Origin of the sequence: Natronococcus sp. JC468, from assembly GCF_012163165.1 — an archaeon.
Classification (GTDB): Archaea; Halobacteriota; Halobacteria; order Halobacteriales; family Natrialbaceae; genus Natronococcus; species Natronococcus jeotgali.
In genome coordinates, this window is the sequence record NZ_JAAVUO010000022.1 from 15672 (window position 1) to 42463 (window position 26792).

Genomic DNA, 26792 nt, shown 5'->3' on the forward strand with positions numbered 1-26792 from the left:
CCCGCACATGGCAGAGGACTTCCGCGTCGAGGAGGACAGCCTCGGGGAGATGCAGGTGCCGAGCGACGCCTACTGGGGCGCCCAGACCCAGCGGGCGATCGAGAACTTCCCCATTTCGGGGATCAGCTTCGGCCGGCGGTTCGTCCGCGGGCTCGGCGTCGTCAAGAAGGCCGCCGCGCAGGCCAACCGCGACCTCGGGTTGCTCGACGACGACGTCGCCGAGGCGATCGTCGAAGCCGCCGACGAGGTCATCGCCGGCGAGCACGACGACCAGTTCCCGGTCGACGTCTTCCAGACCGGGTCGGGAACGTCCTCGAACATGAACGCCAACGAGGTCATCGCCAACCGCGCCGCCGAGATCACGGGCGCGGAGATCGGCGATCGCGTCGTCCACCCCAACGACCACGTCAACTACGGCCAGTCGAGCAACGACGTCATCCCGACCGCGATGCACGTCGCCGCCCTCGAGGCCATCGAGAAGGACGTCATCCCGGCGCTCGATCAGCTTCGGGAGGCTCTCGAGGCCAAGGAAGAGGAGTTCGACGACGTCGTCAAGACGGGCCGCACCCACCTCCAGGACGCGACCCCGGTCACGCTGGGCCAGGAGTTCTCGGGCTACCGCACCCAGGTCGAGAAGGGCCTCGACCGCGTCGACAAGGTCCGCAACCACCTCGCGGAGCTCGCGTTGGGCGGCACCGCAACCGGGACGGGGCTGAACACCCACGAGGAGTTTCCGGGACGGGTCGCCGAGTACATCACCAAGGAGACGGGCGTCCAGTTCCGCGAGGCCGACAACCACTTCGAGGCCCAGGCGGCCCACGACGCTATGAGCGAGGCCCACGGCGCCCTGCGGGTCGTCGCGGGCTCGCTGAACAAGATCGCCAACGATCTTCGACTCCTGGCTTCCGGTCCGCGCAACGGCCTCGGCGAGGTCGAACAGCCCGAGAACCAGCCCGGCTCCTCGATCATGCCCGGGAAGATCAACCCCGTCGTCGCCGAGGCGGTCAACCAGGTCCACAAGCAAGTCGTCGGCAACGACGCCGCGGTTTCGGCCGGCGCCGCGGAGGGCCAGATCGACCTCAACCTCTACAAGCCCGTGCTGGCTCACAACTTCCTGCAGTCCGCGGAGCTGATCGCCAACTCGAGTCAGGTCTTCGCCGAGCGCTTCGTCGCGAAACTCGAGGCCAACGAGGAGTACTGCCGAGACCGCGTCGAACAGTCGATGGCGATGGCCACCTCGCTCAACGTCCACATCGGCTACGACAAGGCCAGCGAGGTCGCCAAAACGGCGCTCAAGGAAGGGAAGACGGTCCGCGAGGTCGTCCTCGAGAAGGGGTACCTCGACGAGGACGAAGCCGACGAGGTGCTCGACCCCGAGAAGATGACCCGGCGGGGCATCCTGGGCCGCGAGGAGTAACCATCCCCGCGGTCGGACCGCGATCCCAGCTATCGTATCACAACCCTGTCACTGCGTGACGGTGTCGACTCGGCCGCGCTCGCGAGGTCGCGATCTCTCACGAACCGAAGCACACGGATCCGAGTACTCTCCGCCGGTGGTCGTTCTTTCTTGTCTGTCGGTCGGATCTAAATCGGCCGAATGAAGCCGTATCAAGCGCGATTCGTCCGCAAGAAAAGAACCCAAGCAGTTTTTACGAATGCTCGCGTCAGACGAAATATGCACACCTGTCGTAACTGCAACCAGTCGTTCCAGACCGAGCTCGCCCTCGAACTTCACCGGGACACCTGCGAGAAAGCCCAACTGTTCTGTCAGGTATGCGGCGATCGATTTCGGGAGCGGGACGCGACCCAGGACGGGTGGCACTACGAGTGTCCGAGCGAGGACTGCGACGGTGAGGGGCTCCGGGAGGACCTCTATCAGATCGACGACGTTCGAGCGGCGACACACTGAGCGCTCCGACTTCCCACCTCCTCTCGGCGTTCGGGGTTTCGACCGTTCTGGCGCTCGGATCGGTTGTCGGTCCGAGATCCGACTTTTTATTCGCACACCACCCCTTCGCATCCCATGGAGCGACTCACTCCTCGGGTTCGCGTCGTCTGGCTGGTGCTGGCGCTGTTCCGGGCCGTCGTCCTCGCCGGACTTCTCGTCGGCGCCGCGCTGGCGCTCTCCGAAACCGGTCTCTGGGCGGATCCGCCTGCGGCGCTGGTTCCGGGTGCCGCCGCGCTCGCGCTCGCCATCGGACTCGTCCGTCTCGCCGTCGCGTGGCGGCGCTACGCGGTCTGGCGCTTCGAGACCCGGGCCGACTCGCTCTACATCGAGCGCGGCGTGTTCACCCGGATCAAGACCGTCGCCCCGTACGTCCGCGTCCAGCACGTCGACTCGAGGCGATCGCCCCTCGAGCGGGCGACCGGACTGGCGACGGTCGTCGTCTACACCGCGGGCTCGCGAAGCGCCGACGTCGCGATCCCGGGACTGACTCCGGATCGGGCGGAGCGACTCCGCGAGGAGCTTCGAACGCTCGCGATCGAGAGCGAGGGTGAGGACGCGGTATGAAGAAGCTCCACCCCCTCTCGGTCGCGGCCAGGTCGATCTCGCGAAGCGTCAACGTCGGCCTGTTGTTTTTCGTCGCCGGAGTCGTCGCCTCCCCTGGCGGCGCGGGGGCGACGCTCGTCTCCGTGGGCGGGATGGTTCTGCTCGGGATCGTCGCCGCGGTCGTCTACGAACTCGCCTACTACGAGCGGTTCCGGTACGAACTCACGAGCGACACGTTCGACGTCGCCTCCGGCGTTCTCGCCAGACGCGACCGCGAGGTCCCGCTGGGACGGATCCAGAACGTCGACGTCAGGGAACCGCTCCTCGCCAGGCTCCTCGGGCTCGCGGCCGTCCACGTCGAGACCGCCGGCGGCGGCCAGACGGAAGTTTCCCTGCAGTACGTCGGGAAAGAAGAGGCCCGACGACTCAGACGCCAGCTCCGTCGGGGCGCCCGGACCGAGGACGAGACGTCCGCGGAGTCCGCGTCGTCGGACGAACGGGCCTCGAGCGACGACGAGGAACTCCTGTTCGAGATTCGCCCTCGAGAGCTGGCGATCCTCAGCGCGTTCACGATCGACCCGGGAGCCAGCCTGCTGGGCGGGATCGCGCTGTCCTTCCTCAGCGGACTCGACCCGACGGCACTGGTCCCGGCCGACCTCGTCGACGGACTTCCCGGCGCCGAGGCCGGGCTCGTCGCCCTCGCGTGGCTGGCCGTCCTGTTTCTGGTCGCGGCCTGGATCGTCAGCGCCGTGTTGACGTTCGCCCGCTACTACGGGTTTCGACTCACCCGCGTCGACGACGAGCTCTACTACGAGCGAGGGCTCGTCCAGCGCTACAGCGGCACGATCCCCCTCGAGAAGGTACAGACGCTGACGATCACCGAACGGGTACCGTTCCGGTGGTTCGGCTACGGCGCGCTCGCGGTCGAAACCGCGGGGTACGCGCCCGGCCAGGACGGCCGCGGAACGGAGTCGGCGATCCCCCTCGCGGGGTACGACCGCGTCCTCGCGCTCGCGCGATCGATCGAGCCGCTCGGCGAGCTCGCCCTCGAGGACCCGCCGACGCGCGCGCGGGAGCGCTACGGCGTCCGGTACCTGCTCCTCGTCGCGGTACTGGTCGGGGCGGGCTACCCGCTGGCGATCGTCACGCCCCTCGAACGGTGGTACCTCCCCGCCGCGCTGGTCGTCCTCGTCCCCGTCGCGGCCCACCTGAAGTGGCGCAACCGGGGCCACCAGCTGGGCGATCGGTACTTCCTCTCCCGAACCGGGTTCTGGCGTCGATCCACGAAGGTCGTCCCCTACTACCGCGTTCAGGCCGTCCTCCACACGCAATCGATCTTCCAGCGACGCCGCCGCCTGGCGAGCGTCACCGCCGACACCGCCAGCTCCGCGACGCTTCTCGGCCGCGCGGCGACCGCCTACGACGTCGACGCCGACGCGGGCCTCGAGATGCAACGCAAACTCGAGGATCGACTGCAGGAGCGGCTCCGGGCGCGAAAGCGAGAGCGGACGGTCGGGGAGCGGTTTCGGCACGATCCCTCGAACGACGAACCGGCCGGTGACGATTCGGCGTAGTCTACACCTGCCGTCCGCCGAACTCGCGCGTAACGTTTCCGGGTACGAACCGAAGCTCCGCCTCGATTAGATATACCGAAATAGAGTTTAGACGATGCCTGTCAACCATCCGATACGCGAAAGTGCCAGTGAGAATGAGTGTGATGCTGGAACCCTCCGTCAGTATGAGCCGTCGAGTCAGACGGGTGCCGAACGAATAGGAGCGAGGCGTCTCGCTCGGTCCGAACGGAAACGAGCGTGTGAACTGCGGTTCGTCCGGGCGCCTCGAGGCCCCCAACCTCGTTGCTATCGCCGTTGGCGAAACTACCGATTCAAATCGCGTCGCGCTCTGTTACACCTGTCGGCCCGCCTCAGAACCAACACCTCTCCCCTCACCGAAGTTCGGGACCGCCTTCGCAACGCACCCGTCCCGTAACCCGAGATCGGGTGACCTCACACGGCTACTACGGAGTCGTTACTGGAAAGCTACAACTCGAAACTCGCCGAATGTGCGGTATCGCGAAGAACGGTCAACCGGGAGAGATCGCCGGTTTCGCTCCGCTCCGGTCTATCTTCTTTAGGCAAGAGAATCCCGTCGTTTACGACGGGCGTAAATCGCCGCACGGTAGATTTACGTGGTCTGTGGCCGTACTGGGTGCTGACCGACGCGGCACGTCCGCGCTCATGTCGAGACAATCGGACAATATCGGCGTTCCAAACCGAGTCTCGCGGGTATCCCCCGCGTGATAGGCGAGGATACCGACGTAAAACAAGCCAGATAACTCCGAATCCTCGCTGGATAGGAGTAACGGCCGCGTGGCCCGGCCAGCACCCCGTCGGGTGGTAAACCGTAAATCTCCCAAATCAGCAAGCCGTCGCTTGTGGGAAGCCCCGCCGTTTACGGCGGGGAGGAGGTCACACTGAACTGTTTATATACTGATACCGCAGCTCACGGATCACTCCGTTTCTCGTTCGCTACGCTGTGGTCCTTGCTCACGCTGTTCGTTTCGAACCGCGCTCCGTCCTGCGATCGGTGTGCAAACAGTTTCAGTTGTTACGATACCATCGTTCCCCGAGAGAGGAGACGCGAGACCACCACTCGTCTCCCGACGTCCGTCCGAAGTCGAAACGAAGCTCGTTGGATGTCAATAGCGGTACAGCGCAGAAGCCTCGGTTGTAGCCGTCCGCAGAACGCTACACGTTTGCAGTCGAGACGAATCGATGATTCCGACCATCGGAGAGCGGCACTCTCCAAACGGCTCCGCGAGAACGGAGGCCTGCGAACGTGGGAGAAAGTGCGGAAGCAGTAGTCGAGTGCGGATGCTACCGGAGGGAAACGTCCGACAGACCCAGAGGTAGCCTGTGGAACGAAACTCTCTATCGAAATCCGGATGGTTGACTGCACCGTTCCGACTTCCGTGCTGAAGTCTCCTGAGAAGGCCCTCGAATAGAACACCGGAGACGGAGCGCTTTCGTGAGGGGGTGAAGGACGGGAGTTCGCTACCAGGCCCACGAACTCACTCGTGGGGAACCGACCGAATCCGTCCCGCTCCATAGCCGACGGATTCGAGGGTTTTCCTCGGAACCGGAAATCAATGGGGAAGCCAACACCCCAGGCCACTCTGCTCGGCAGCAGTCGAGACCGTCGGTGAGTAGTACGGCTTGGTGAATACTCTCATATCGCGTCCCGTACTGTGAGAGATGCAAACGACAAGGTCTCTCGTCCGATGAGAGGGGACCGGAACGATTCGAATCGAGACTCCGTGCATGGCCGGAGCGATCTTTCATCGGGACCAGTAGGAGACGTTGAATCACCCTCGAGCGTCGCTGTTCGCGACCCTTCGATCACTTCCGGAAAGCAAGCCGGTAGCTTGCTGGTGATTCGTTCGGCTCGAGCGTTCGACGACCGAACGGCAGCGTAGCTAACCCCCGCTTGGCTGTTCGTGTCTTCCGTCGATCGAAGCGACTACCGTTCACGGAAGAACTGCGATTCGCTCACGTCCTCTTCCTCGGGCTCTAGTTATATCTTGATTTCTGTCCCCATCCGACATCTAATTGTATACGGAACTGCGGACCCACTATTATCTAAATGCGAACTCGTGACCAAAATACACCGTGATAACTAAGTCACTAACTCGAGATAAGGATCGTTATCCCGAAGTACAACAAGATTGATGGTCCGCGCGTTTGAGTAGTCGTGTATGGCTGACTCGAGGGAGACGTCTAAATCGTCCGTCAGGACGTACGTTCCTACCTACCAGAAAGAAGCGTGGCAGTCTCACGCCGACGAGCTCGGAATGAGTCAAAGCGAGTTCGTTCGGACGATGGTCCAGGCCGGACGACGCGGGTTCGAGGGCGACCGCGAGGAACCCGGTTCTCCGGACGCAGACCCTGGGGGTAACGCCCTCGAAACACGTCTCCTCGAGTTACTATCCGACGACACTTACACGTGGGAGGAACTCCTCGAAGCGGTCAGCGACGACATCGAGTCCCGCCTCGACGAGACCCTCGAGGAGCTCCAGGCCGAGAACCGGGTTCGCTACAGCGGGCGCCACGGCGGGTACACGATCGTGGATGACGATGGCGAGTAGCACTGACGCCCCCGACGCGATCGAGGATCCGATCGCGTACTTCCTGGACGATCAGCGTTACCACGGCAAAAGCGAGCGCACCCTCGAGGCCTACCGGCGAGTCCTCCGACAGTTCGAGGGGTTCGTCCGCGAGTGCTTCGACGCCGAGGACGTCTCGTCGGTCGGTCGACGCGAGTGTATGGCCTGGGTCCACTCGCTTCGCGAGCGCTTCGAATCGAGTACGATCGCGACCTACGCCTCCTACCTCAACCGCTTCTACGAGTACATGAATCGGGTCGGCGCGTTCGAGGCGAATCCGATGGTGCTCGTGATGGAGGAGCTGTCCGAATCGATCGACGCGAACCCGACCCGACGGGATATCTCGGTGCCGGAGATGCGCGAGTTCGTCGGCTCGATCGCTCACCCCCTCGAGCGCGCCGTGGTCGTCACCCTCCTGAAGACGGGGATGCGGGTGGGCGAACTCTGTAACCTCGACCTGCGGGACTGCCACCTCGCGGTTCCGGAACTCGATCTCGAGTGGACGCCGCGGGTGGAACTCGAGCGATGCCCGGCCTCGCTGTTCGTCGACTCCGAGCCGGCCCGGGGCCGGACAGTAAACGGCGAGGAGCGAACGGCCTCGAACAAACGAAAGCGGGAGACGGTGATCCCAGTCGACGACGAACTCCGGCGAGTGCTGGTCGAGTGGCTGGCGATTCGTCCGGATCCGCTGTCGCCGGCGGACCCGCTCTTTCTCGATACCGGCGACAGCTGGGGGGAACGACTCGAGCCTGCCGACGTCCGATACGTCGTCGAGAAACACGCCCGGGAGCGGGGCTGGTACCGAACGGGCGGCGGGGCGACCGAGAACGTGACCCCTCACTACTTTCGACACTTCTTTACGACCCATCTGCGCGATCGGACGGGCGATCGGGGGATCGTCAAGTACCTTCGCGGGGACGTCGCGAGCGACGTGATCGACACCTACACCCACAACTGGGGCGATCAGGTCCGGACGGTATACGAGCGGAACGTCTACTCGCTGTGCTGAGCGTCCGGCGATCGAATCCGGGGCGGCGCTCGAGCGAGGGGCTTTCGGCGCGGTGTGACAGACGTGTCGAACGGGTCGCGCCCATCGATCTCACCGAAGTACGGACTTCCGGCTGCTGACTCTCCGGTCGCCGACGATTCCCGTCCGGCAAACTCGCGGACCGATGTGCCGTGGGTACGGACGAACCCGGGGCTGGCTGGGAGATTAGGTCGGAAGCGTACTTCCCTGAGGCGGGTGGTGCGTCGGAACGCGGTCGACACCAGGAGTCGACAGGGCGGCCGTTCGTTTCGAGAGTCGTCTCTTCGGCCGGGAACTCGAGGACTCGTGTTTCGTTCTTCGTGACGGAGTCATCGAGCCTCATTTCCCGTCCGTTCGTGCCCTGAAAACTCTCGATGACCCTTCTCCCTCGTAATCGGGACGACGGATCTCGAACGGATAAACTGTATTTAGATATACGAAATTCCGGGACCGATCCCGACGAGTACAGTACGAAATTCGGCCAGAGCGGACGCTCTCGGGCCGAGTATCGATCGCCTCGAGAGCGAGGCGGTCAGTTCGGAAGCGCGAGTTCGGTTTCGGGTGCGCCGTTCGCGAGCGCCGACCGCACCGCGGCGACGGCGTCGGTTACCTCCGAGTCGTTCTCGAGCAAGACGGTCTCGCTGGGGAACAGCTGTTCGCCGAGCACGAGGCCGTGCTCGCGGGCGGTGGAGCCGGTGACCGTCAGGTAGACGCCCAGTCCCGCATCGGCGATTGCGGCCTCCTCCTCGCGTCCCTCCGCGGGGTAGCGAAAGTCGACGCCGTCGAGCGTCTTCGTCCCCAGAACCGCTTGCACCAGCCGTTCGTACCGGGGCTCGATACAGAGCGGTCCCTCGTATCCCTCGAGGAAGTCCCGATCGATCGCCGCCTGCTGGGGGGCCGTCTCCGGTGTCGCCATCAGGGTGTGATAGACGGTGTCGCCCAGTCCTGTGACGACCCGAACGTCGGTGTCGACGGGATTGATCCGGGCGTTGACGTCGGCGATCCGGTTCAGCGGTTCGGGCCGGAGTTCGACGACCTCCTCGAGGACGAGGTCGGCGCTGTCGAACCCGAGCGCGAACTCGTGGGTCCGCAGCGCGCGGAACGGCTCCTCGCGGCCGACGAGCTGGATCTCGGTGCCGTTCCTCTCCTCGAGTGGGATCGTGACGCTGTCGAAGACGATCCGACGTGGCTTCCCTGCCCGGTCGTCCCGCAGGAGGGTGTACTCGGGCTCGGTCGGGTCGTCGACGGCGCTGTAGGCGGCGAGACGATGGTAAACGTCCTCCTCGGCGTCGAGGCGTCCCTTGGTGAGGGCCTTTTCGTGTCGGAGCGTCGAGGTGACGTCGTCCGCGAGGGCCGGCACGTCGAGGCGCGCGGCGATGCGATCGAGCACGCACTCGAGCGGGCGACCCTTTCGCGGAACGGCAATCGGAATCGTCTCGCCCATCGCACTGAGTTCCGGCGGGCAGCGATAAACGAGTTGTGTTTCAGGAAGGAGTGTCAGAGGTTCACGCGGTCGCCGATCTCGACGAGTTCGAGCCGACGCGGGTGGTCGAAGCTCTTGGCGTGGTGGTGGAGCACCTTCGGGTCCGACGTGAGCCCGCGCCACATGTCCCAGTGGCTCGGCAGCAGGGCCTCGAGCTCGAGGGCGGCCGCGGTCTCGATGATCTGGTTCTCGTCGTTGTACCACCGCGTCCGCTTGGGCTCGCGGGTCTCCTTGTCGGGAATCTGCCCGACGGTACCAAAGGCGAGCGCGCCGAGGTCGATGTCGTACTCGCTGCCGATCCGCTCGAACTCCTCGGACGGTTTGGTGTCGCCGCCGTGGAAGAAGGTGCCGGCCTCGTGTTCGACGACGTAGCTGACGGGGTGGGTCGCGTCGGGGTCGTGAGCGACCTCGACGTGGACGGTGAACTCGCCGATCTCGACGGTGTCGCCCTCCCCGACCTCGACGAGCTGGTCGTCCGCAACGTCGTACTCGTCGGTCCAAGATTCGTCCTCTCGGGCGACCGCCAGACTGTCGTCTGGCGCGTAGAACGTGGCGCCCGCGTTCTCGAGGATCGGCGCCTGGCTCGGGCCGTGAACGTGGTCGGTGTGCTCGTGGGTCGCGAGGACGGCGTCGGCGTCCTCGATATCGTCGGGATCGAACGGAACGGGAATCATTCGGACGGTGCGGGGCGGATCGCCCAGTCCGACGTACGGATCGATGAAGATCGTCGTCCCGTCGCTGCCCTTCAGTACGAACCCGTTACAGCCGAGGTACCAGACGGCGACGCCGTCCGGCGACGCGTTCTCGACGTCGCGAACGAGCCAGTCGCCCCAGTCGCTTGCGATCATACTCGAGGGTGTGCGGACCGGTCGGGTAAGTGTTGTCGTCTCGGTCGGGGTCCGTCGCCGAGTCGGCTACCAGGTGCCGTGGAAGGTGTCGAAGGAGAGGTCCTCGAGGGGTTTGTTGCCGACGGCGATCTCGTACTCGCCGGGCGTGAGCATCGGCTTGTGGAACTGCGGGCCGTCGTCGGTCGTGATCCGGGGACAGCCGGTGTTGACGAACGCGTCCATGTCGAAGTTGCGCAGGCGGTCGGGCGTGACCTCATCCATCGTGATGAGGTAGGCGTCGTCGTTGTCCGCGAGGATCTCCTGGGCCTGGTCCCAGCGGCCCTGGCCGATCTTGGTACAGAAGATGACGCCCCACTTCTGGGCGTCCATCGCCTTGTGGACCGAGGCGTAGCGCTGTTTCAGGAACTTCTCCGTGTCGGCGACTGTGACGACGTTGTTGACGGGGTCGGCGATGACGACGTGTTTCTCGGGGTGTTCCATCGCCAGTCCCAGCGGGTGGAACTTCCCGCCGCCGACGTACAGCACCTGGTCGGCGGGGACGTCCGCGCTGGCGTAGTTACAGCCAAGGACCTGCCCCTCGTGGGTGAGCCGTTCGTCGCCGCGACGGCTCTGGACCTCGTACCCCCGGTCCTCGAGAAATTCGGTCATCTCCTCGTAGCGGTTCATGTGCTGGGCGGTGGTGACGAGGCCGACGTCCTCCGTCTCGTCGGGGTCCTCGAGCGTGTCCAGCGCTTCCTCCATGATCGGCCGGACCTCGACGTTCGAGAACAGCGGCACGTAGATCACCTTGTCCGTGTTCTTCATCGGCGAGTGGCCGAAGTGGACGAACACGTCGGTGCGTTTCATCAGGTACGTGTCGAGGTCGCAGGCACCGTAACACGGCTGGCCCGAGAGCATGAACGTCACGTCGTTGCCCGCGAGTTCGCGGAGGTCGTCCGCGACCTTCGGGCCGCGCCGTTTCAGTCCCTCGGGGAACTGCAGGCCGACGGTCTCGGCGTCCCGTTCCTCGATCGCCTCGATGATCCGCTCGAGTTCGTAGTCCCACTCCCGATCGTGCTTGAGGCTCATGCCCACGTTCCGCAGGTCTCCCTCGCTGTACTCCGACTCCTGGCTCATTGTCTCCGGTTACGGCCACGAACGTATAACGACGGCGCTTCGCCCCTCGCGGGTCGACACCGCTCCCACCACACTCAGTTCCCAACACAGTCTCTTTTACATACATATACTATCCAAAAAGTCATGGTGGTGGAGAAAAAATCAGCGGGGCATGACAACGGAACAGTCCCCCGATGGCTACTTCGTCGACCTCTACCGGCAGTACGTCGGCGAGCCCGAGGGATACACCGACGTCTACGTCGGGTTCGGCCTCTTTTTCGGCGGGATCGGAATCGGTGCGACGGCCCTCCTGCTTTTCCTCTGGGGAAGCACCTACGAGGCCCGAACCCTCGAGAGCGCCTACTACGACCTGCTCCAGCCGGCGTACGCGCTGGGGCTGTTGTCGCTGCCGGCGACGATGCTCGGCGTCGTCGTCCTGTTGCCCTCCGACCGTCGGACGCTGTACGGCGCGGTCGGTGGTGCGGCACTCGCCGCCCTCGCCGTCGCCGGCTTCCTGTACGCGTACCCGCACCACTGGTACTTCGTCGGCGACGTCGACTACACCGTCGAGGTCGTCACGGCGTACGCGGTCGGGCTCACCGGGCTCGTCGCCGCGACGGGAGCGGCGCTGGTCGCCCACTACCTCGAGCTCGCGAGTCGGGCCGAATCGCCCGCAGCCGAGGACGAGAGCGCCGACCCCGACGAGGACGGCGGGCTCTCGATGGCCGACGTCCGCGAGGACATCGACGAGGCGATGGCGAGCGTCGAACTCTCCTGGGGCGGCGTCGAGAAGACTGACACGAAGCGTCTGGAGTTTTCCGACGACGGATTCGACGACGTCTCGATGGAGCCGGGTGAGGGGACGACGACGACCCGGCTGTCGGGGGTCGACGAACAGGTTGCAGGGCTGAAGGGACTCCAGGGTCGGGATACCTCGACCACCGCGTCGAACTCGACCGTCGACGACCAGACGGCGAAGCTGACCGAACTTCGCGAGCGGAGGCGGGAGGAACAAAACCGAGTCTCCGACGACTCGAACGGCGTCCTCGGCGGGGTTACCGGTCGTGTCCGAGCGCTGCTCGAGCGATCGTAACCGGTCGTTCGCCGCCTCTCGAAAACCTCATAAATAAATACATTCTTGCCATTAAACTTATAACCTAACGGGTAAGTTCGGCGGTATGGCCAAAGGCCTAGACGTCGGCACGATGAACATCCTGTCGGCACAGCAGGACGGAAACGGCACGGTGTTCGTACAGCAACGCAACTCCTTCGTGGAGATCGGCTACTCGGATATGGCCGAACAGATGCTCGCCCGCAGCGAGGTGTTGCATATCCGCAAGGACGACAAGGTGTATGTCGTCGGCGACGACGCGCTGAACTTCGCGAACATCTTCAACAAGGAGACCCGTCGCCCAATGAAACACGGGATCCTCTCGAACGACGAGCGGAGCGCGATCCCGATGATGAAACTCATCATCCAGCAGGTCGTCGGCGAGCCCGACCGTCCCGGCGAGAAGGTGTACTTCTCGACGCCCGCGGATCCGATCGACTCGGAGCTCTCGACGCTGTACCACCAGAAGACGATCGAGTCGTTCCTCGACGACATGGGGTACGACGCCGAACCCATCAACGAGGGGATGTCGGTCATCTACAGCGAACTCGCGGACAACAACTTCACCGGGCTGGGGATCAGCTTCGGCGCCGGGATGACGAACGTCTGTCTGGCGTACTACGCGGTGCCAGTAATGAAGTTCTCGGTCGCCCGCGGGGGCGACTGGGTCGACGAGCAGGCCGCCCGCGCGACGGGAACGCCCGTCGACAAGGTCACCTCGATCAAGGAGGCCGACTTCGAACTCGACTTCACGACCGACGTCGGCGGGGTCGAGGGCGCGCTGTCGATCTACTACGAGAACCTGCTCGACTACGTCATCGAGAACATCGTCAGCGAGGTCGACGAGGAGGACATCGAGGAGGGGCTCGACGTCCCGGTCGTCGTCACGGGCGGAACCTCGAGCCCGCGCGGGTTCGAGAAGCTGTTCCGCGACCACCTCCGCGAGGCGAGCATCCCGTTCTCGATCAGCGGGGTCTCCCACGCCAGCGAGCCGCTGTACAGCGTCGCTCGCGGCGGACTGGTCGCCGCCCGATCCGACGAGGACGTCGATCTCGACGACTCCGAACCCGGACCGGAGACGAAAGCGGAACCGGCACCGTCGAGCGAGTGAGGCGCCCCCGCGGGCTGTCTCCGCACTGAACCCGTTCCTCGAGCCGGCCCGTTCGTGCTCCGGGTCGGCTCGGTCTCGCCGTTTTCCTCGACCGAATAGCCTCGGCTGGCGCCGCCTTGCGAAGCCCGCCGTTTCGACGCCACGGTATTACTATTGTGCATCAGAAATGTTTTTGTATGCAGGACATGTATGCACCCCCAATGAGTACCACGTCCGGACCCGAACTCGAGTCGCCGATCGACCGCTGTCGGCCCGCGGACGTCACGCCCGTGACGATCGAGGCGACGGCGCTCGAATCGACCGCACCCGAGTACCTCCGCGAACTCAAGGGCGACCTGTACGGCGAGGGACTGTCGCCGACCGAACTCTCCCTCGAGACCCGCTTCGACGAGGACTGCTCGCTTGCCACCCAGGAGGAGGCCGACCGCATCCGACGCTACGTCCGCGCCGGCGCGTTCCTCGGCGTCGACGCCGTGACGGTGTCGGCCGACGCCGTCGCGAACGCCGAGAAGGTCCGGCCAGCGCTCGCGGCCTGCGCCGAGCGCGCCGATCGAGAGGGAATCGCGCTCGAACTCGACGCACCCATTACGCTCGAGCGCTGACGCCGGCGTAATGTCCGGCCCCTCCCGGCGAACGCTGGCCCGCCGGCTCGAGTCGCTGTCCGATTTCGCCGAGCCGTCGGCGTCGCTCGAGCAGTACCTGACGCCCCCGGAGATCGCTGCCCACCTCTGTCACCTCGCGGGGCTCCAGGGCGACCTCGAGCGGCAGGTCGTCGACCTGGGCACCGGAACGGCGATGCTCGCGGTCGGGGCCGCGCTGGCCGGCGCGGATCGGGTCCTCGGAATCGACGTCGACGCCGACGCGCTCGCGCTGGCCCGCGAGAACGCCGGGCGGGTCGGCGTCGCCGACCGTCTCGACTGGCTCCGCGGCGACGCGACGCGGGCACCGCTGGTTCCCGGGGCGGCGACCGTCGTCTCGAACCCGCCCTTCGGCGCCCAGCGGGGCAACCGCCACGCGGATCGGGCCTTCCTCCAGGCCGCCCGGACGGTCGGGACCGTCTCGTATACGATCCACAACGAGGGGAGCCAGTCCTTCGTCGAATCCTTCGCCGCCGACGCCGGCGGTACCGTTACGCACGCCTTTCGAACCGAGTTTCCGATCGAGAGGCGCTTCGACTTTCACACCGAGGACGAAACCACGCTCGAGGCCGAACTGTTCCGCGTCGAGTGGGACTAGTCGTAGGTTTCCTCGGTCGCGACCGCGACCTCGGTTTCGTTCGATACCGCGTACACCGTTCCGTCCTCGTACTCGAACTCGAGCCCGTCGGCCTCGGTCGACTCGTTTTCGGTCGGCACCGGCGCGGTCGTCGGCTCGTCGGCTTCGTCCCCGTCGTCGGATGCGACCTCGAGGACGAACTCGCCGTCCGCGCTCGCGACGGTCACGGTTCGGCCGTCGATCCGGACGTCGGCTCGCGAGGCGTTCGACTCGTAGGCGAGCCGTGAGTCCCCGTCGGGGCCCTCGAGTCGGACCTGGTAGACCGTCTCGTTGCCGACGGGCTCCCAGCCGGTTCGCTCGGCGGTGACGGACTCGCGCCAGCCGGGGCCGCCGACGATCACCGTCTCCTCGCCGCTGAACGCGAGCCGCCGGCTCGTCACCGCGTCGAGCCAGATCTGACGCTCGTCGCTCGAGACGATCACCCCGCTCGATTCCAGCGCGACGGCGTCCTCGAGCGGACCGACCGCGACGGGCGAAACGAGCTGGTTCTGGACGTTTTCCTCGTAGGTGACGGTGTAGCCCTCGATCTCGACGGCTGCCTCGGCGGTCGTCTCCTCCTCGACGACAAGGACGTTCGCGGGGACGGCCATCCCCATCAGGGCGGCGGTGACAAGCAACACGGCCAGAAACGCCGCGTACCGGTGGTAGCGTCGATCGCTCTCGTCGGCTCGCGCCCCGCGAACGATCGCGGCGACCCGGTCGAGCCCGTCCGGATCGCCGCCGTCTGTTCGACCCGAGCCGCGGGCGAGCTCGAGGACGCGCTCCGACGGCGATCGCTCGCTCGAGTCTCCCTCCCGCCGGAGTCGTCGGGGCACCAGCGGTCGCTCGGAGCCCGTCGCCGCCACCGTGACGACGACCGCGAGGACCGCGACGACGACCACGCCAGGACCCCGAAGCAGGACGAACGTGTTCTGGCCGCCGAACCAGTAGATCGCCCACAGCGACTTCGCGAAGCCGAACAGCGCGACGGCGAGCCAGAGGTGAAACGGGTTCGGGGACCGGTTCCGGCGCCTGAGCACCAGAACGCCGAGCACGATCCCGACGAAAAACCCCAGGCCGTGGCCCTGGATGGCGATCGTCGCCCACGACGGCGGCCCGGGCGGACTCGCCTCCGCGACGTAGACGCCGATCGGTCGCCGGAGGGCCTCGAGCACCGTCAACAGCGCCCCCTGGAGCCCGACCGCGGCGACGAGGGTCGCGATCGGGTAGTGGACGATCGCGAAGCCCGCGAACGCGAAGACGACCCCCGAGAAGCCGATTACCGGACCGAGCGCGAACAGGCTGGTCGTCAGCCCGACGGCGACGACGACGGCGGGGAACACCACCAGCGCGCGCACCCGGGGATCGGCCAGCCACGAGTCCGCCCGCTCGCCGTCCTCGGTGTAGTGTCCCCAGGCGTACTCGGCGATCGGCGCGACGGTGGCGGCGCCGGCCAGGTTGCCGAGCAGGTGGCCCGCGTCGGCGTGGGAAAACGACGCCGTGAGCATTCCGAGCGGGGAGAAGTACGACCAGGCGCGATAGGGGATCGTGACGGGGTCGGTGAAGTCGGTGACGCCGTCCTGAACGAACAGGTAGACACAGCAGACGCCGACGAGGACGAGGATCGACCCCCACGGAACGCCCCACACGAGCCGCGCCCGCACGACCTCGCTCCAGGGTCGTTCCGGACGGTAGAGCAGCCTGACGACCGCCGCCGAGCCCAGCAGTACCGCCAGCACGGCGAGTCCGAAGCCGACCGCGACCGGGTCCATACCCCGTGATTCGACCGCACCCGTATAGGAATTGTTGCCGTCGCGCCGCGAGCGGGGTCGAAAGGAAAGGTACAAGCGACCGACGGCCCCACTAGCGCGTATGGAACTGCGGGTCACCGAGAGCAGCGAGAACGAACTCTCGATCGAGATCGCCGGCGAGGACCACACGTTCATGAACGTCCTCAAGGGCGCGCTCTTAGAACACGAGGACGTCAGCGCGGCGACCTACGACGTCAACCCCGAACAGTCCGGCGGCCAGACCGAACCCATCCTGACGATCAAGACCGAGGGCGGCGTCGACCCCCTCGAGGCCCTCGAGGAGGGTGCAGCAGGCGTCCGCTCGAAGACGACCGCCTTCCGAGAGGCGTTCGAAGCGGCAGCCTGAATCCCTCTCACGGCTGTTCTCGTCGCGGTACTCGATCGGGATTCCTCAGCAGGCCGCGTAGACGACGTGGACCGTCCCGTCGACGACGTGGAGGTCCAGCCCCTCGCTCGGCGGTCCCGCCAGGATCGCGTCGCCGTCGTCGGTGCTCGAAAGCGCGGACGCGACGTCGTCGGCCAGCGCGGCCTCGCCGTCGTAGTCGCCGATCGTCGACTCCGGTAGCGCGAACCGAACGCCTATGAACTCCGCCTCGCAGTCGACTCCGAACTCGCCGGGGTCGGCGGGATCGGGGTCGGCGCCGTCGTACTCGCTCGCGACGAACGCCCGGTTTTGGTACTCCGCGAACGCCGCGAGGTCGTCGTCGTACTCGCTCGAGCCGTCGGTTCGCTCGTCCTCGAGTCGCTCGTGGACCAACCGCTCGGTCTCCTCGAGGTCGATCCCGGCAGCTTCGGTTCCCTCGCCCGGCGCCTCGGGCGGCGAGGGCGAACCGAGTCCCGGCAACAGCGACGGCGAGAGGACCCCGGTCGCGAACAGGAGGGCGACGAGTCCGACGACCGCGAACACCGGCAGGTACGGCTTCGCGACCTCGAGCCAGCCCGGGATCTCGAGGTCGCGCTCGACGTCGTCGTAGTTCTGCTCGACCTTCCGGAGGTCGTGGCCGTTACAGCGCGAACACGGGGGGTTGTTCCTGACGTGGTCCCGACCGCAGTCCTGACAGCGCCAGACGTACGTCGTCCCGGTGTCGACGGTCCGGGACGCCGTCGCCTCGTCCTCGCGGACGACGGCCTCCTCGAAGACGTTGTGGCCGCACTCGTCGCAGGGTGGGTCGTTCTCGTCGTGTGGTTTCCCGCACCAGGTGCACCGCCACTTCACTGATAGAAGGGCACGACCGCGGCGAGATAAGCGTACTGGATCCGGGGGTCGCCTTCGGCGTCCGCCCGTCGACGACGTCGGCCGGACGGGATCACGGAACGCTCTCGAGGGCGGCTACCCGGGCTCAGAGCCGGACGGGAACGCCCCGTTCGTCCAGGTACTCCTTGCACTCCCGGATCGAGTGCTCGTCGAAGTGGAAGATCGAGGCCGCCAGTCCCGCGTCGGCGCCGGCCTCGGTGAACACCTCGTAGAGGTCTTCGGGGCCGCCACAGCCCGAGGAGGCGATCACCGGGGTGTCGACGGTCTCGCAGACCGCCTTCGTCAGCGGGACGTCGTAGCCGTCCTTGGTGCCGTCCTTGTCGATCGAGTTGACGAACAGCTCGCCGGCGCCCCGATCTTCGGCCTCGCGGGCCCACTCGAGGACGTCGATCCCGGTCCCCTCGCGGCCGCCCTTCTTGGTGCACTCGAACCAGCAGGACTCGCCGTCGACCTCGACGTAGTGTTCGCCCTCGCCGTCGAAGCGCCGTCTGGCGTCGACGCTGATGACGATACACTGGCTGCCGAACGCGCGGGCGCCCTCGGTGATGAGTTCGGGTCGCTCGAGGGCCCCCGTGGTGATCGAGACCTTGTCGGCCCCCGCCCGCAGCGTCTCCTTGATGTCCTCGGTCGTGCGGATCCCCCCGCCGACGGTCAGGGGGATGAACACCTCGTCGGCGACGTCGCGAACGACGTCGAGCATCGTCTCGCGGCCCTCTGCCGAGGCGGTGATGTCCAGGAAGACGAACTCGTCGGCGCCGGACTCGTTGTACGCCTTGGCCATCTCGACGGGGTCGCCGGTGTACTCGAGGTCCTCGAAGTGGACGCCGGTGTACACCGCCGGGTTCCCGTCCTCGTCGAGGTCGACGTCGATACACGGGATGACGCGTTTCGTCAGAGTCATTCGTTGTGCGAGGGTTCGTCCCCGGGGTAGTAAAGCCGTCTGGAACGGGCGGTCGGGCGACCGATCCCGGTCGGTGTAGTTAAGACCTCGAGTCGAGAAGGCGCGGGTATGGCAGACGACAGCGAGACGGTCGATCACGACTCGGGAGCCGACGTCGGCCACGACCTCGACGACGAACGGACGACTGCACCGATGAGCGACTACAGCGCCCGCGACGTCGGCGTCGGCTTCGCGGTCATGCTCGTCGGGGCCCTGATCGCGTTCGGGATCCCGCTGGTCGCGTTCTAGAAAACGTACTCGTCGTCGTGGCCCATCATCCCGTCGTCCTCGAGGCCGCCACCCATTCCCTCGTCCTCGTCCTCCATCGGACCGCTCGTCTTGTACGCCTTGATACCCGTCGACAGGAGGTCCTCGATCGCTTCCTCTCGGTTGACGAACTCGCCCCGCTCGACCATCTGCGCGATCTGCATCTCGAGATGTTCGGGGATGGTGATCTCTACTTTCGGCATCTGATTCGGCTTTCGGCGAGGGGGTATTTAGCTTTGACGGGGAATCTACGCCGTGGGAAAAGAAAAAGTTCCGCGCGCGTAACTATTGTTTTCGGTCGCGGGCCGGCCCGCGGGTCGGCCCGACGACGGGAAGCGGGCGCCGGCGCTACTTGTTCCCCATCATGGAGTCGATGGCGTTTTTGATCGTCGTTCCGGGCTGGGTGATCGAGTCGAGCTGTTGGCGCATTCTGCGCTGGTTGAAGTAGCTCGCGAACGCGAGGATCGTCGGCGGCCAGAGCCCGACGAACAGTCCACGCTCTCGATCGCCCCGCACGAAGAAGTAATACCACGAGAGCCCGACCGAGGCGAGAGAGGCCATGAGCGCGGGCCCCATCGCCTGCTCGCCGACGCCGTCGGTCATCTGTCCGGTCGCCTCTCGCTCCATCATCTGTTGTTTGCCTTCCATACGATGCAGCGGTCCACGAGACCGTACTAAGGGGTGACGAGGGTTTCGCGAACGAACCGTCCGATTACCGAGCCGTTTCGACCGTTACGCGATCGTTCCATCGGCGCCGCGTCGAGGGAATCGACGGTTTCCGTCGCCGGCCCGGTTCGCGGTCGCTGGCGTCCGCACCGGGACCGTCCGGCGTCGCTCGCGTCGCCGTCTCGCCCTCGCAGCGTCAGACCTACGTGAACGGATCGCCTGCATTCGCCCATGAGCGACGCAACCGACGTCACGGACCTCTACCGGGAGTTCAGCGACGAACGCCTGCCGCCGGGCCAGCGCGAGACGACGGCGTTTCCGGTGCTCTCGAAGAGCGGCACGCCGGAGTTCGACCCCGAAACCTGGGAGTTTACCGTCACCGGCGCGGTCGAGGACGAACTCTCCTTCTCCTGGGAGGAGTTCCGGACGCTCCCGACTACGACCCAGCGCCAGGACTTTCACTGCGTCACGGGCTGGAGCAAGTTCGACTGCGAGTTCACGGGCGTTCCCTTCACGGAGCTGGCCGAGCGCGCTGGGGTGCGGGACGACGCCGTCCACGTCATGTTTTCGGCGCTAGACGACTACACGACCGACCTCCCGCTCGAGGACTGCATGCGCGAGGAAGTGTTGCTGACCTGGGCGTACGACGGCGAGGCGCTCCCGGCCGACCACGGCGGTCCGCTGCGAGTCGTCACGCCCCATAAGTACGCCTACAAGGGCGCCAAGTGGGTCGACGGGATCGAGTTCCTCACCGACCCGGAGCCGGGCTACTGGGAGCGACGCGGCTACTCGGAGACGGCGAACCCCTGGAACGAGGAGCGGTACAGCTAGGGGCTCGCGGCACCGATTCTGCCGAATAGTTAGGCTGAAGGCGAGCCAGCCCTGACGTTCCGTCGATGGACCGAACGTTGGGCGGGCGACAACTCGCCGGCGACGCGCGGCCCGCGGACGGGCGCGACGGCGCCGGACTGACGAGCCGGAGCCGCGAACTCGAGGACGTCTCCTTCGGCGCGGTCGTCGAGGCCGACGACGCCTGCCGGGTGCAGTGGGCGACTCCCGCGGGGCTCGAGGTCGTCGGTCGCGGCGTCGCCGCCCGGCTCAAGGCTCGCGGGTCGGACCGGTTCGACGAGATCCGAACGCAGGCCGAGGCGACGTTCGACGGCCTGGATCACGTCGGTCCGGACGTCGCTCGTCCGCGCGCGTTCGGCGGGTTTTCGTTCCACGACGGCCACGACGCGGGCGGCGTCTGGCGAGGGTTCGAGGCAGCGTCGTTCGTCGTCCCGGCGGTGCTCGTGACCCGCAGCGACGAGGGCACCTGGCTCACCGCGGTCGCCGACGACGCCGCGGACGCGACGCGGCGTCTCGAGGAGTGGCATGAGCGCCTGCTCGAGCTGCCGGCGATGCGCCCGAGCGGGTCGGGGCCGGGCGTCGCCGAGACGCGGCGGACCACCCCGCTCGACTCCTGGCGCGCCCAGGTCGAGGCCGCCCTCGAGCGGATCGACGCCGGCGAACTCACGAAGGTGGTCCTCGCGCAGGCGCTGTCGGTCGACCTCGAGGGGTCGATCGACGTCCCCGCGACCGTCGAGCGACTGCGTCGACGGTACCCGAACTGCTATCGGTTCCTCGTCGGCGACGGGACCAGCGGTACCTTCTTCGGCGCCCCGCCCGAGCGACTGGTGTCGAAACGCGGCGATCGGGTCGAGACCGAAGCCCTGGCCGGCTCGGTACCCCGCGGCGAGACCCCCGAGGAGGACGACGAACACGCCGAGCGGCTGCTCGACAGCGAGAAGTTTCGCCGCGAACACGGGCTCGTCGTCGAGGCGATCCGCGACCAGCTCGCCCCCCTCGCGAGCGAGCTCGCGGTCGACGACCGGACGATCCGCCGGCTGGCGACGATCCAGCACCTGCGGACCCCGATCGAGGCCACCCTCGAGGCCGACCGACACGTCCTCGAGCTCGTCGAGGCCCTCCACCCCACGCCGGCGGTCGGCGGCGTGCCCCCCGAAACGGCTCTCGAGACGATCCGCGAGACCGAGTCCTTCGACCGGGGCTGGTACGCCGCCCCGATCGGCTGGTTCGACGCCGACGGCGACGGCGAGTTCGCGGTCGGCATCCGCTCGGGGGTGGCAACCGACGAGACCGTGACTCTGTTCGCGGGCAACGGGATCGTCGCCGACAGCGACCCCGAGGAGGAGTGGGAGGAGGTCCAGCTGAAGTTCCGGCCCGTACTGGACGAGCTGCGATGAGCGCGCCCAACCGCGCGACCCTGTGGGGTCGCACCCTCGTCGACGAGCTCGAGAAGGGCGGGCTCGAGGCGGTCTGCGTTTCGCCGGGGAGTCGATCGACGCCCCTGACGGTCGCGTTCGCCGAGAGCGACGTCGAGGTCTTCTCACAGCTCGACGAGCGCTCGGCCGCCTACTTCGCGCTCGGCCGGGCCCGCCGGACCGGCGAGCCCACCGCCCTCGTCTGCACCTCCGGCACCGCGGCCGCGAACTTCCACCCCGCGGTTATCGAGGCGAACCAGGCTCGCGTCCCGCTGCTCGTGCTCACCGCCGACCGCCCCCACGAGCTGCGCGACAGCGGCGCCAACCAGACGATCGACCAGGTCAAGCTGTACGGCGACGCGGTCCGCTGGTACGCCGAGTTGCCCGACCCCGAGGCCGACGAGCGGAAGGTCCGGAGTCTGCGGACGACCGCGGCCCGCGCGCTCGCGGAGACGGTCGGCACCCCCGCGGGTCCCGTCCACCTCAACTGCCCGTTCCGGAAACCCCTCGAGCCGACCGAGACCGAGGACGTTCCCGACTCGTTCGCGGAGACCCCCGCCGGGCGGGGACGGACGGTCGCGTTCGTCGAGATCGACCGCGGACGGCCGACCCTCGAGGCCTCGAGCGACGCCGTCGCCGACCTCGTCGACGCGCTCGCGGCGGCCGACCGCCCGCTGTTCGTGGCGGGACCCGCCGACCCCGTCGAGCTCTGCGACCTCGAGCCCGCGACGGTTTTCGCGGTCGCCGAACGCGTCGGCGCCCCGGTGCTGGCCGACCCCCTCTCGGGGCTGCGGTTCGGCGAGGGCGCCGCTGACGGCCCGGTACTCGGCGGTTACGACGCCTACGCCGACGTCGCCCCGGAGCCCGACGTCGTCGTCCGGTTCGGCGCCTCACCGACCTCGAAACCCCTTCGAACGACCCTCGCGGCGGCCGACGCCGACCAGTACCTGCTCGACCCCGCCGGAGCGTGGCGCGAGGCGACCTTTACCGCGACCGACCTGCTTGCCGCGACGCCGTCGTCGGTGCTGGCGGGCGTCCGCGAACGCCTCCGGTCCGCCGGCGATGACGCCGGCGCCGACGACGAGTGGCTCGAGCGGTTCGAGCGGGCCGAGCGCGCCCGCTGGCGGTGCCGCGACGAGGCGCTCGAGCCGTCGGCGCTCGAGCGCGACCCCTTCGAGGGAGCCGTCCTCGCGACCGTCTTCGCCGAGGCGCCCGACCCCGCGACGGTCGTCGTCGCCAACAGTATGCCGATCCGCGACGCCGACCGGTTCGCCCGCCCGCGGGACGCGGAGCTGACCGTCCTCGGGAACCGCGGCGCCAGCGGGATCGACGGCACGACGAGCACGGCGCTTGGCGCCGGCAGCGCGACCGACGATCCGCTCGTGTTCGTCACCGGCGACCTCTCCTTCTACCACGACTCTAACGGCCTGCTGGCCGTGCGACGCTGCGGCGTCGACGCGACGATCGTCCTGCTGGACAACGACGGCGGGGGCATCTTCCACGAGCTACCGATCGCCGACTTCGAGCCCCCCTTTACCGACCAGTTCGAGACGCCCCACGGCCTCGAGTTCGACCGCCTCGCGGCGCTGTACGGCCTCGAGTTCGAGCGCGTCGATCCCGTCGACTTCGCGGCCGCCTACCGCCGATCGCTCGAGAGCGAGGGAACGCAGGTGCTCGCGGTCCGGTTCGATGCCGAGGCGAGCCACCGCCAGCGGGACGTCCTCGCGGAACGGACCGAAACCGCGGTCGCGGACGCCCTCGAGCGCGGTCGGTAACGAGTCCGTCACCGGTCGCTCGAGAGGCGACTGACACACCGCATTTCGATATACCGGACTCGCAGTCGGTTCCGGTCCCGGAGGCTCCCTTCGTGGGTCGCGTTCTCGCAGCATCCTTTTGTCTCCGAGCGCGCTGAGTCGGATAATGGCTCAGCAAGGGGTACCACAGCGAGAGCTCGACCGCGGGAGCGACGAGTCGCTCGTCACGCCCGTCCGGATGGACGAAATCTGTACCGCCCACGACCACCTCGCGTCGATCTACCGAACCGCCGACCAGCAGTTCGCGGCGGCGATCCCGTTCGTTCGCGCCGGCCTCGACCGGGGCGAGCGCTGTCTCTACGTCGCCGGCCAGCGCAGCCGCGAGGAGGTCCTCGAGGCGATGCTCGAGTACGGAATCGACGTCGACGAGGCCGTCGAGAGCGGCGCGCTCTCGGTCCACGAACCGGCCGAGATGTACGGCGAGGACGAGCCGTTCGACGGCGAGGCGGTTATCGACGCCCTCCGGTCGACCGTGGAGGCGGCCGCCCGGGAGGGGTACGACGGCTTCCGAATCACCGGGGAGCTGTCCTGGCTGCTCGAGGCCGACGCGGACCTCGATCGCGTGCTCGAGTACGAGCGCTCCCTCAACCGGTTCTACGCCGACTACGACGCGGTCGGACTCTGCCAGTACGACCGCGAGGCGTTCCCGGACGAGTTCCTGGACGGCATCATCGAGAACCACCCCCACATCGCCTTCGACGGCACCGTCGGCCGGAACGTGTTCTACGCCCCGCCCGGCGAGCGCCCGGACGACGTCGCTTCGACGGTCGACCGAAAGCTGCGGACGATCGCCGAACGGGCGGAGACCCGCTCGCGTCTGGAGTACCGCGATCGGGGGTTGACGAGGCTGACGACGGCCACTCGGGAGCTGCTGCGGGCCGACGCCGACGAGATCCACGACTGCGCGAGCGACGTCGTCCGGGACGTCCTCGGCGCCGAGAGCGCCGAGGTCTGGCTGTACGACGCCGAGACGGGCGATCTCGAGCCGACCGACGGCGGACGCGCCGCGGGGGCCGACGGCTCGAGCGACGTCGACCCCCGCTGGGGCGCGTTCGTCGACCAGGAGTGTCGCACGATCGAACTCGAACGCGACGGCGCGGTCGGCGAGCGGTCGTCGGCCGGGGGCGGGGTGGCAGTCGTTCCGCTCGGAAACCACGGCGTGATCCGCGCGGCGTCGGCCGACCCGGACGCGTTCGACGACGTCTCGATGGACCTGCTCCGGACGATCGCCGCGAACGTCGAGGCCGCGTACGACCGCGCCGACCGCGAGCGACAGCTTCGCGAGCAGGCCGGACGCCTCGAGCGCCTCGAGCGGATCAACGGGGTCATCCGCGGCGTCGAGCGGGGCGTCGTCCGGGCCGACTCGCGCGAGGAGATCCGGCGAGTCGTCTGCGCGGCGCTGGCTCGCTCCGACGCCTACGCGTTCGCCTGGATCGGCGAACCGGCGTTCGACGACGTCGTCGCGCCGCTCGAGTGGGCCGGGGCGGACGGCGCCGGCGACGAGCTCGCGGCGACGATCGACGCGTGGTCCGAGCCGACGCCCGCGGCTCGAGCGGCCGACACCGGACGGGCGCAGCTCGTCGCGGACGTCGCCACCGAGCGATCGTTCGACGCCTGGCGCTCGGTCGCCCTCGAACGGGGGTTTCGCTCCTGCGTGAGCGTCCCGATCACGTACGAAGACACGGTTTACAGCGTCCTCACGGCGTACACGCGCGATTCGGCGATGACGGAGCTGGATCGGGACGTCCTCGTCGAGCTCGGCGAGCTGATCGGGACCGCGGTCCACAGCGCCGAGACCGAGACCGCGCTCGGCTCGCCGACCGTCCTCGAACTCGATCTGGCCGTCTCGGACGCCGAGACGGCGCCCGTCCGGCTCGCCCGCGAGATCGACTGCTCGGTCGCCGTCGAGGGGTACGTCCCGGGGGACGAGGCCGATCACCTCTTCGTTAGGCCCGCGGACGACCGCCCCGAACGGGTCGAGGACGCGGCCGCAGACGTCGTCGGGATCGAACGGTGCCGACGCGTCTCGGCCGACGACGATCGGCTCGAACTCGCTGTCGCGGGGCCGACCGTCGCGGCGGCGGTCGTCGACCGCGGCGGCAAGCTCCGGTCGATCGGCGTCGACCGGACGGGGATCGACGCCACCGTAGAGCTCCCGCCGTCGGCCGACGTCCGCACGGTTATCGGCGAGCTCCGGCGGACGTTCCCGGGAACGGAGCTGGTCGCCCGCCGCACCCGGACGCGGTCGGGCCCGGATTCGGTCCGCAGCGCACTCGCCGAGGACCTCACCGACCGACAGCGGGACGTCCTCAGAACGGCGTACCTGAGCGGGTACTTCGAATCCCCGAGACGGAGCACCGGCCAGGAGGTGACGGCGTCGCTGGGAATCTCCCAGCCGACGTTCGCACAGCACCTCCGGGCGGCCCAGCGGAAGCTCTGCGAATCGCTGTTCGAGTAGCGACGCCGCGGGACTCAGTATTGAGGTGTCGGTCGGCAGCCCCTTTCGGTAACTAGGCCCTACGCGTTTCCGACGGGAGCGACGTGTACGGACCGAATGACCTGCGACCGCGATCCCCCCTCGCCGGCGGACGAGCAGCGGTTCGAGCGACTCCCGCGGGAGCGAGCGATCCTCGAGGCGCTCGCCGACCCGATCCGCTGGGCGACGCTTGCGGTCCTGCTCGAGGACGAGTCGCCTCGAACGGGGGCGGCCCTCGCGGGCGAGGTCGCGACCCGGATCGGTGACGGGACGGACGACGAGGATCCGGTTTCGGTCGAACGGGTGCGCCTCGAGCTCCGCCACGTCCACCTCCCGAAACTCGAGGCGGCCGCCCTCGTCGCCAGCGACGACGCGACGGGTCGGATCGCCCCGGGCGAGGACGCGGACCGGGTCGCGGCGCTCGTGACCGACCGCGACGAGTTCCCGGAGGCGCTTCCCGTCGCTACCGATCCGTGCGGCCGGGCCGCACTCGAGGTTCTGGCGACGCGCGATGAACCGCTCCCGCTCGAGGGCCTCGGCCGACGCATCCACGCGGTCGGTGCCGTCGACCGCTCCCTCGAGACGGTCCTGATCGAACTCCACCACCGCCACCTGCCGGCGCTCGCGTCCCGGGCGCTCGTCGAGTACGACGCGGAGACGCGGACGGTAACGCCGCTCGTCAAAGCGGACGACCTCCCCGTCGCCGAGCGGTAGGCA

Annotated in this window: 25 protein-coding genes; 17 read left to right on the forward strand and 8 right to left on the reverse strand. The window is 67.5% G+C overall.

The genetic code is table 11. The features are described from left to right. Positions 1-7: 7 nt before the first annotated feature. The 6 genes from GWG54_RS13330 (at position 8) to GWG54_RS13355 (ending at position 7662) form a co-directional block, all read left to right on the forward strand. Positions 8-1417, forward strand: a complete 1410-nt coding sequence (locus GWG54_RS13330) for a class II fumarate hydratase (protein ID WP_167938240.1) — start codon at positions 8-10, stop codon at positions 1415-1417. Between the two features lie 258 nt (positions 1418-1675). Further along, positions 1676-1909, forward strand: coding sequence for an HVO_2901 family zinc finger protein (locus tag GWG54_RS13335; protein WP_167938241.1), 234 nt, complete (start codon positions 1676-1678; stop codon positions 1907-1909). Positions 1910-2023: 114 nt separating this feature from the next. After that, positions 2024-2512, forward strand: a complete 489-nt coding sequence (locus GWG54_RS13340; protein ID WP_167938242.1) for a PH domain-containing protein — start codon at positions 2024-2026, stop codon at positions 2510-2512. Beyond that, positions 2509-4065 carry a PH domain-containing protein gene (locus tag GWG54_RS13345; protein ID WP_167938243.1) on the forward strand — a complete coding sequence of 519 codons (1557 nt, stop codon included), beginning with the start codon at positions 2509-2511 and terminating at the stop codon, positions 4063-4065. Before GWG54_RS13340 ends, GWG54_RS13345 begins: the two co-directional genes overlap by 4 nt. A 2180-nt stretch (positions 4066-6245) precedes the next feature. Beyond that, positions 6246-6635 (forward strand): DUF5805 domain-containing protein, encoded by a 390-nt coding sequence (locus tag GWG54_RS13350; RefSeq protein WP_167938244.1) that lies wholly within the window; start codon positions 6246-6248, stop codon positions 6633-6635. Beyond that, entirely contained in the window at positions 6625-7662 is a 1038-nt protein-coding gene (locus tag GWG54_RS13355) for a tyrosine-type recombinase/integrase (protein ID WP_394352927.1), read from the forward strand. Before GWG54_RS13350 ends, GWG54_RS13355 begins: the two co-directional genes overlap by 11 nt. A gap of 550 nt (positions 7663-8212) precedes the next feature. On the opposite strand, the gene GWG54_RS13360 is transcribed toward GWG54_RS13355, so the two are convergent. The 3 genes from GWG54_RS13360 to dph2 form a co-directional block, all read right to left on the reverse strand. Beyond that, positions 8213-9124 (reverse strand): hypothetical protein, encoded by a 912-nt coding sequence (locus GWG54_RS13360; protein ID WP_167938246.1) that lies wholly within the window; start codon positions 9122-9124, stop codon positions 8213-8215. A 53-nt stretch (positions 9125-9177) separates the two neighbouring features. Beyond that, positions 9178-10011 carry an MBL fold metallo-hydrolase gene (locus GWG54_RS13365; protein WP_167938247.1) on the reverse strand — a complete coding sequence of 278 codons (834 nt, stop codon included), beginning with the start codon at positions 10009-10011 and terminating at the stop codon, positions 9178-9180. Between the two features lie 66 nt (positions 10012-10077). Beyond that, a complete protein-coding gene (dph2, locus tag GWG54_RS13370) occupies positions 10078-11127 on the reverse strand; it encodes a diphthamide biosynthesis enzyme Dph2 (RefSeq protein WP_167938248.1) in 1050 nt (349 codons plus the stop codon). A 151-nt stretch (positions 11128-11278) separates the two neighbouring features. On the opposite strand from dph2, the gene GWG54_RS13375 reads away from it, so the two are divergent. The 4 genes from GWG54_RS13375 to GWG54_RS13390 all read left to right on the forward strand — a co-directional run bounded on the left by GWG54_RS13375 (position 11279) and on the right by GWG54_RS13390 (position 14564). Beyond that, positions 11279-12199: a permease gene (locus GWG54_RS13375; RefSeq protein WP_167938249.1), complete on the forward strand. Its 921-nt coding sequence runs from the start codon at positions 11279-11281 to the stop codon at positions 12197-12199. A gap of 85 nt (positions 12200-12284) precedes the next feature. After that, entirely contained in the window at positions 12285-13328 is a 1044-nt protein-coding gene (locus GWG54_RS13380; protein WP_167938250.1) for a cell division protein FtsA, read from the forward strand. A 200-nt stretch (positions 13329-13528) separates the two neighbouring features. After that, positions 13529-13930 (forward strand): hypothetical protein, encoded by a 402-nt coding sequence (locus GWG54_RS13385; protein ID WP_167938251.1) that lies wholly within the window; start codon positions 13529-13531, stop codon positions 13928-13930. Positions 13931-13940: 10 nt separating this feature from the next. Beyond that, on the forward strand, positions 13941-14564 hold the full coding sequence (locus GWG54_RS13390) for an METTL5 family protein (RefSeq protein WP_167938252.1): 624 nt from the start codon (positions 13941-13943) through the stop codon (positions 14562-14564). Here GWG54_RS13390 and GWG54_RS13395 read toward each other — a convergent pair. Continuing rightward, a complete protein-coding gene (locus GWG54_RS13395) occupies positions 14561-16354 on the reverse strand; it encodes a rhomboid family intramembrane serine protease (RefSeq protein WP_167938253.1) in 1794 nt (597 codons plus the stop codon). The genes GWG54_RS13390 and GWG54_RS13395 overlap by 4 nt on opposite strands. Before the next feature lie 100 nt (positions 16355-16454). On the opposite strand from GWG54_RS13395, the gene GWG54_RS13400 reads away from it, so the two are divergent. Continuing rightward, positions 16455-16739 carry a DNA-directed RNA polymerase subunit L gene (locus GWG54_RS13400; RefSeq protein WP_167938254.1) on the forward strand — a complete coding sequence of 95 codons (285 nt, stop codon included), beginning with the start codon at positions 16455-16457 and terminating at the stop codon, positions 16737-16739. 45 nt (positions 16740-16784) lie between these two features. On the opposite strand, the gene GWG54_RS13405 is transcribed toward GWG54_RS13400, so the two are convergent. Both GWG54_RS13405 and hisF read right to left on the reverse strand, forming a co-directional pair. Next, positions 16785-17609 carry a hypothetical protein gene (locus GWG54_RS13405; RefSeq protein WP_167938255.1) on the reverse strand — a complete coding sequence of 275 codons (825 nt, stop codon included), beginning with the start codon at positions 17607-17609 and terminating at the stop codon, positions 16785-16787. A gap of 124 nt (positions 17610-17733) precedes the next feature. Continuing rightward, complete coding sequence (hisF, locus tag GWG54_RS13410; RefSeq protein WP_167938256.1) at positions 17734-18549, reverse strand: imidazole glycerol phosphate synthase subunit HisF; 816 nt, start codon at positions 18547-18549, stop codon at positions 17734-17736. A gap of 108 nt (positions 18550-18657) precedes the next feature. On the opposite strand from hisF, the gene GWG54_RS13415 reads away from it, so the two are divergent. Further along, positions 18658-18837 (forward strand): hypothetical protein, encoded by a 180-nt coding sequence (locus GWG54_RS13415; RefSeq protein ID WP_008425699.1) that lies wholly within the window; start codon positions 18658-18660, stop codon positions 18835-18837. On the opposite strand, the gene GWG54_RS13420 is transcribed toward GWG54_RS13415, so the two are convergent. Together GWG54_RS13420 and GWG54_RS13425 are read right to left on the reverse strand one after the other, a co-directional pair. Then, positions 18834-19058, reverse strand: coding sequence for a ribbon-helix-helix domain-containing protein (locus GWG54_RS13420; protein ID WP_008425700.1), 225 nt, complete (start codon positions 19056-19058; stop codon positions 18834-18836). The two genes, GWG54_RS13415 and GWG54_RS13420, sit on opposite strands and share 4 nt — an antisense overlap. A 145-nt stretch (positions 19059-19203) precedes the next feature. Then, a complete protein-coding gene (locus GWG54_RS13425) occupies positions 19204-19503 on the reverse strand; it encodes a hypothetical protein (protein WP_167938257.1) in 300 nt (99 codons plus the stop codon). A gap of 249 nt (positions 19504-19752) precedes the next feature. Here GWG54_RS13425 and GWG54_RS13430 point away from each other — a divergent pair, with 249 nt between their 5' ends. The 5 genes from GWG54_RS13430 to GWG54_RS13450 all read left to right on the forward strand — a co-directional run bounded on the left by GWG54_RS13430 (position 19753) and on the right by GWG54_RS13450 (position 26789). After that, positions 19753-20352 (forward strand): sulfite oxidase-like oxidoreductase, encoded by a 600-nt coding sequence (locus GWG54_RS13430; RefSeq protein ID WP_167938258.1) that lies wholly within the window; start codon positions 19753-19755, stop codon positions 20350-20352. 65 nt (positions 20353-20417) lie between these two features. Further along, positions 20418-21767 carry an isochorismate synthase MenF gene (locus tag GWG54_RS13435; RefSeq protein ID WP_167938259.1) on the forward strand — a complete coding sequence of 450 codons (1350 nt, stop codon included), beginning with the start codon at positions 20418-20420 and terminating at the stop codon, positions 21765-21767. Continuing rightward, on the forward strand, positions 21764-23560 hold the full coding sequence (menD, locus tag GWG54_RS13440) for a 2-succinyl-5-enolpyruvyl-6-hydroxy-3-cyclohexene-1-carboxylic-acid synthase (protein ID WP_167938260.1): 1797 nt from the start codon (positions 21764-21766) through the stop codon (positions 23558-23560). The genes GWG54_RS13435 and menD overlap by 4 nt, the downstream gene beginning before the upstream one ends. A gap of 145 nt (positions 23561-23705) precedes the next feature. Further along, positions 23706-26057 carry an MEDS domain-containing protein gene (locus GWG54_RS13445; protein WP_167938261.1) on the forward strand — a complete coding sequence of 784 codons (2352 nt, stop codon included), beginning with the start codon at positions 23706-23708 and terminating at the stop codon, positions 26055-26057. A 96-nt stretch (positions 26058-26153) separates the two neighbouring features. Continuing rightward, entirely contained in the window at positions 26154-26789 is a 636-nt protein-coding gene (locus GWG54_RS13450; RefSeq protein ID WP_167938262.1) for a hypothetical protein, read from the forward strand. The last annotated feature ends 3 nt before the right edge of the window (positions 26790-26792 follow it).

Excerpts from the sequence above, each read along its gene's own strand:
- GWG54_RS13330 (WP_167938240.1), top strand. The coding sequence starts at position 8 with ATGGCAGAGGACTTCCGCGTCGAGGAGGACAGCCTCGGGGAGATGCAG.
- GWG54_RS13335 (WP_167938241.1), top strand. The coding sequence starts at position 1,676 with ATGCACACCTGTCGTAACTGCAACCAGTCGTTCCAGACCGAGCTCGCC.
- GWG54_RS13340 (WP_167938242.1), top strand. The coding sequence starts at position 2,024 with ATGGAGCGACTCACTCCTCGGGTTCGCGTCGTCTGGCTGGTGCTGGCG.
- GWG54_RS13345 (WP_167938243.1), top strand. The coding sequence starts at position 2,509 with ATGAAGAAGCTCCACCCCCTCTCGGTCGCGGCCAGGTCGATCTCGCGA.
- GWG54_RS13350 (WP_167938244.1), top strand. The coding sequence starts at position 6,246 with ATGGCTGACTCGAGGGAGACGTCTAAATCGTCCGTCAGGACGTACGTT.
- GWG54_RS13355 (WP_394352927.1), top strand. The coding sequence starts at position 6,625 with ATGGCGAGTAGCACTGACGCCCCCGACGCGATCGAGGATCCGATCGCG.
- GWG54_RS13360 (WP_167938246.1), bottom strand. The coding sequence starts at position 9,124 with ATGGGCGAGACGATTCCGATTGCCGTTCCGCGAAAGGGTCGCCCGCTC.
- GWG54_RS13365 (WP_167938247.1), bottom strand. The coding sequence starts at position 10,011 with ATGATCGCAAGCGACTGGGGCGACTGGCTCGTTCGCGACGTCGAGAAC.
- dph2 (WP_167938248.1), bottom strand. The coding sequence starts at position 11,127 with ATGAGCCAGGAGTCGGAGTACAGCGAGGGAGACCTGCGGAACGTGGGC.
- GWG54_RS13375 (WP_167938249.1), top strand. The coding sequence starts at position 11,279 with ATGACAACGGAACAGTCCCCCGATGGCTACTTCGTCGACCTCTACCGG.
- GWG54_RS13380 (WP_167938250.1), top strand. The coding sequence starts at position 12,285 with ATGGCCAAAGGCCTAGACGTCGGCACGATGAACATCCTGTCGGCACAG.
- GWG54_RS13385 (WP_167938251.1), top strand. The coding sequence starts at position 13,529 with ATGAGTACCACGTCCGGACCCGAACTCGAGTCGCCGATCGACCGCTGT.
- GWG54_RS13390 (WP_167938252.1), top strand. The coding sequence starts at position 13,941 with ATGTCCGGCCCCTCCCGGCGAACGCTGGCCCGCCGGCTCGAGTCGCTG.
- GWG54_RS13395 (WP_167938253.1), bottom strand. The coding sequence starts at position 16,354 with ATGGACCCGGTCGCGGTCGGCTTCGGACTCGCCGTGCTGGCGGTACTG.
- GWG54_RS13400 (WP_167938254.1), top strand. The coding sequence starts at position 16,455 with ATGGAACTGCGGGTCACCGAGAGCAGCGAGAACGAACTCTCGATCGAG.
- hisF (WP_167938256.1), bottom strand. The coding sequence starts at position 18,549 with ATGACTCTGACGAAACGCGTCATCCCGTGTATCGACGTCGACCTCGAC.
- GWG54_RS13415 (WP_008425699.1), top strand. The coding sequence starts at position 18,658 with ATGGCAGACGACAGCGAGACGGTCGATCACGACTCGGGAGCCGACGTC.
- GWG54_RS13420 (WP_008425700.1), bottom strand. The coding sequence starts at position 19,058 with ATGCCGAAAGTAGAGATCACCATCCCCGAACATCTCGAGATGCAGATC.
- GWG54_RS13425 (WP_167938257.1), bottom strand. The coding sequence starts at position 19,503 with ATGGAAGGCAAACAACAGATGATGGAGCGAGAGGCGACCGGACAGATG.
- GWG54_RS13430 (WP_167938258.1), top strand. The coding sequence starts at position 19,753 with ATGAGCGACGCAACCGACGTCACGGACCTCTACCGGGAGTTCAGCGAC.
- GWG54_RS13435 (WP_167938259.1), top strand. The coding sequence starts at position 20,418 with ATGGACCGAACGTTGGGCGGGCGACAACTCGCCGGCGACGCGCGGCCC.
- menD (WP_167938260.1), top strand. The coding sequence starts at position 21,764 with ATGAGCGCGCCCAACCGCGCGACCCTGTGGGGTCGCACCCTCGTCGAC.
- GWG54_RS13445 (WP_167938261.1), top strand. The coding sequence starts at position 23,706 with ATGGCTCAGCAAGGGGTACCACAGCGAGAGCTCGACCGCGGGAGCGAC.
- GWG54_RS13450 (WP_167938262.1), top strand. The coding sequence starts at position 26,154 with ATGACCTGCGACCGCGATCCCCCCTCGCCGGCGGACGAGCAGCGGTTC.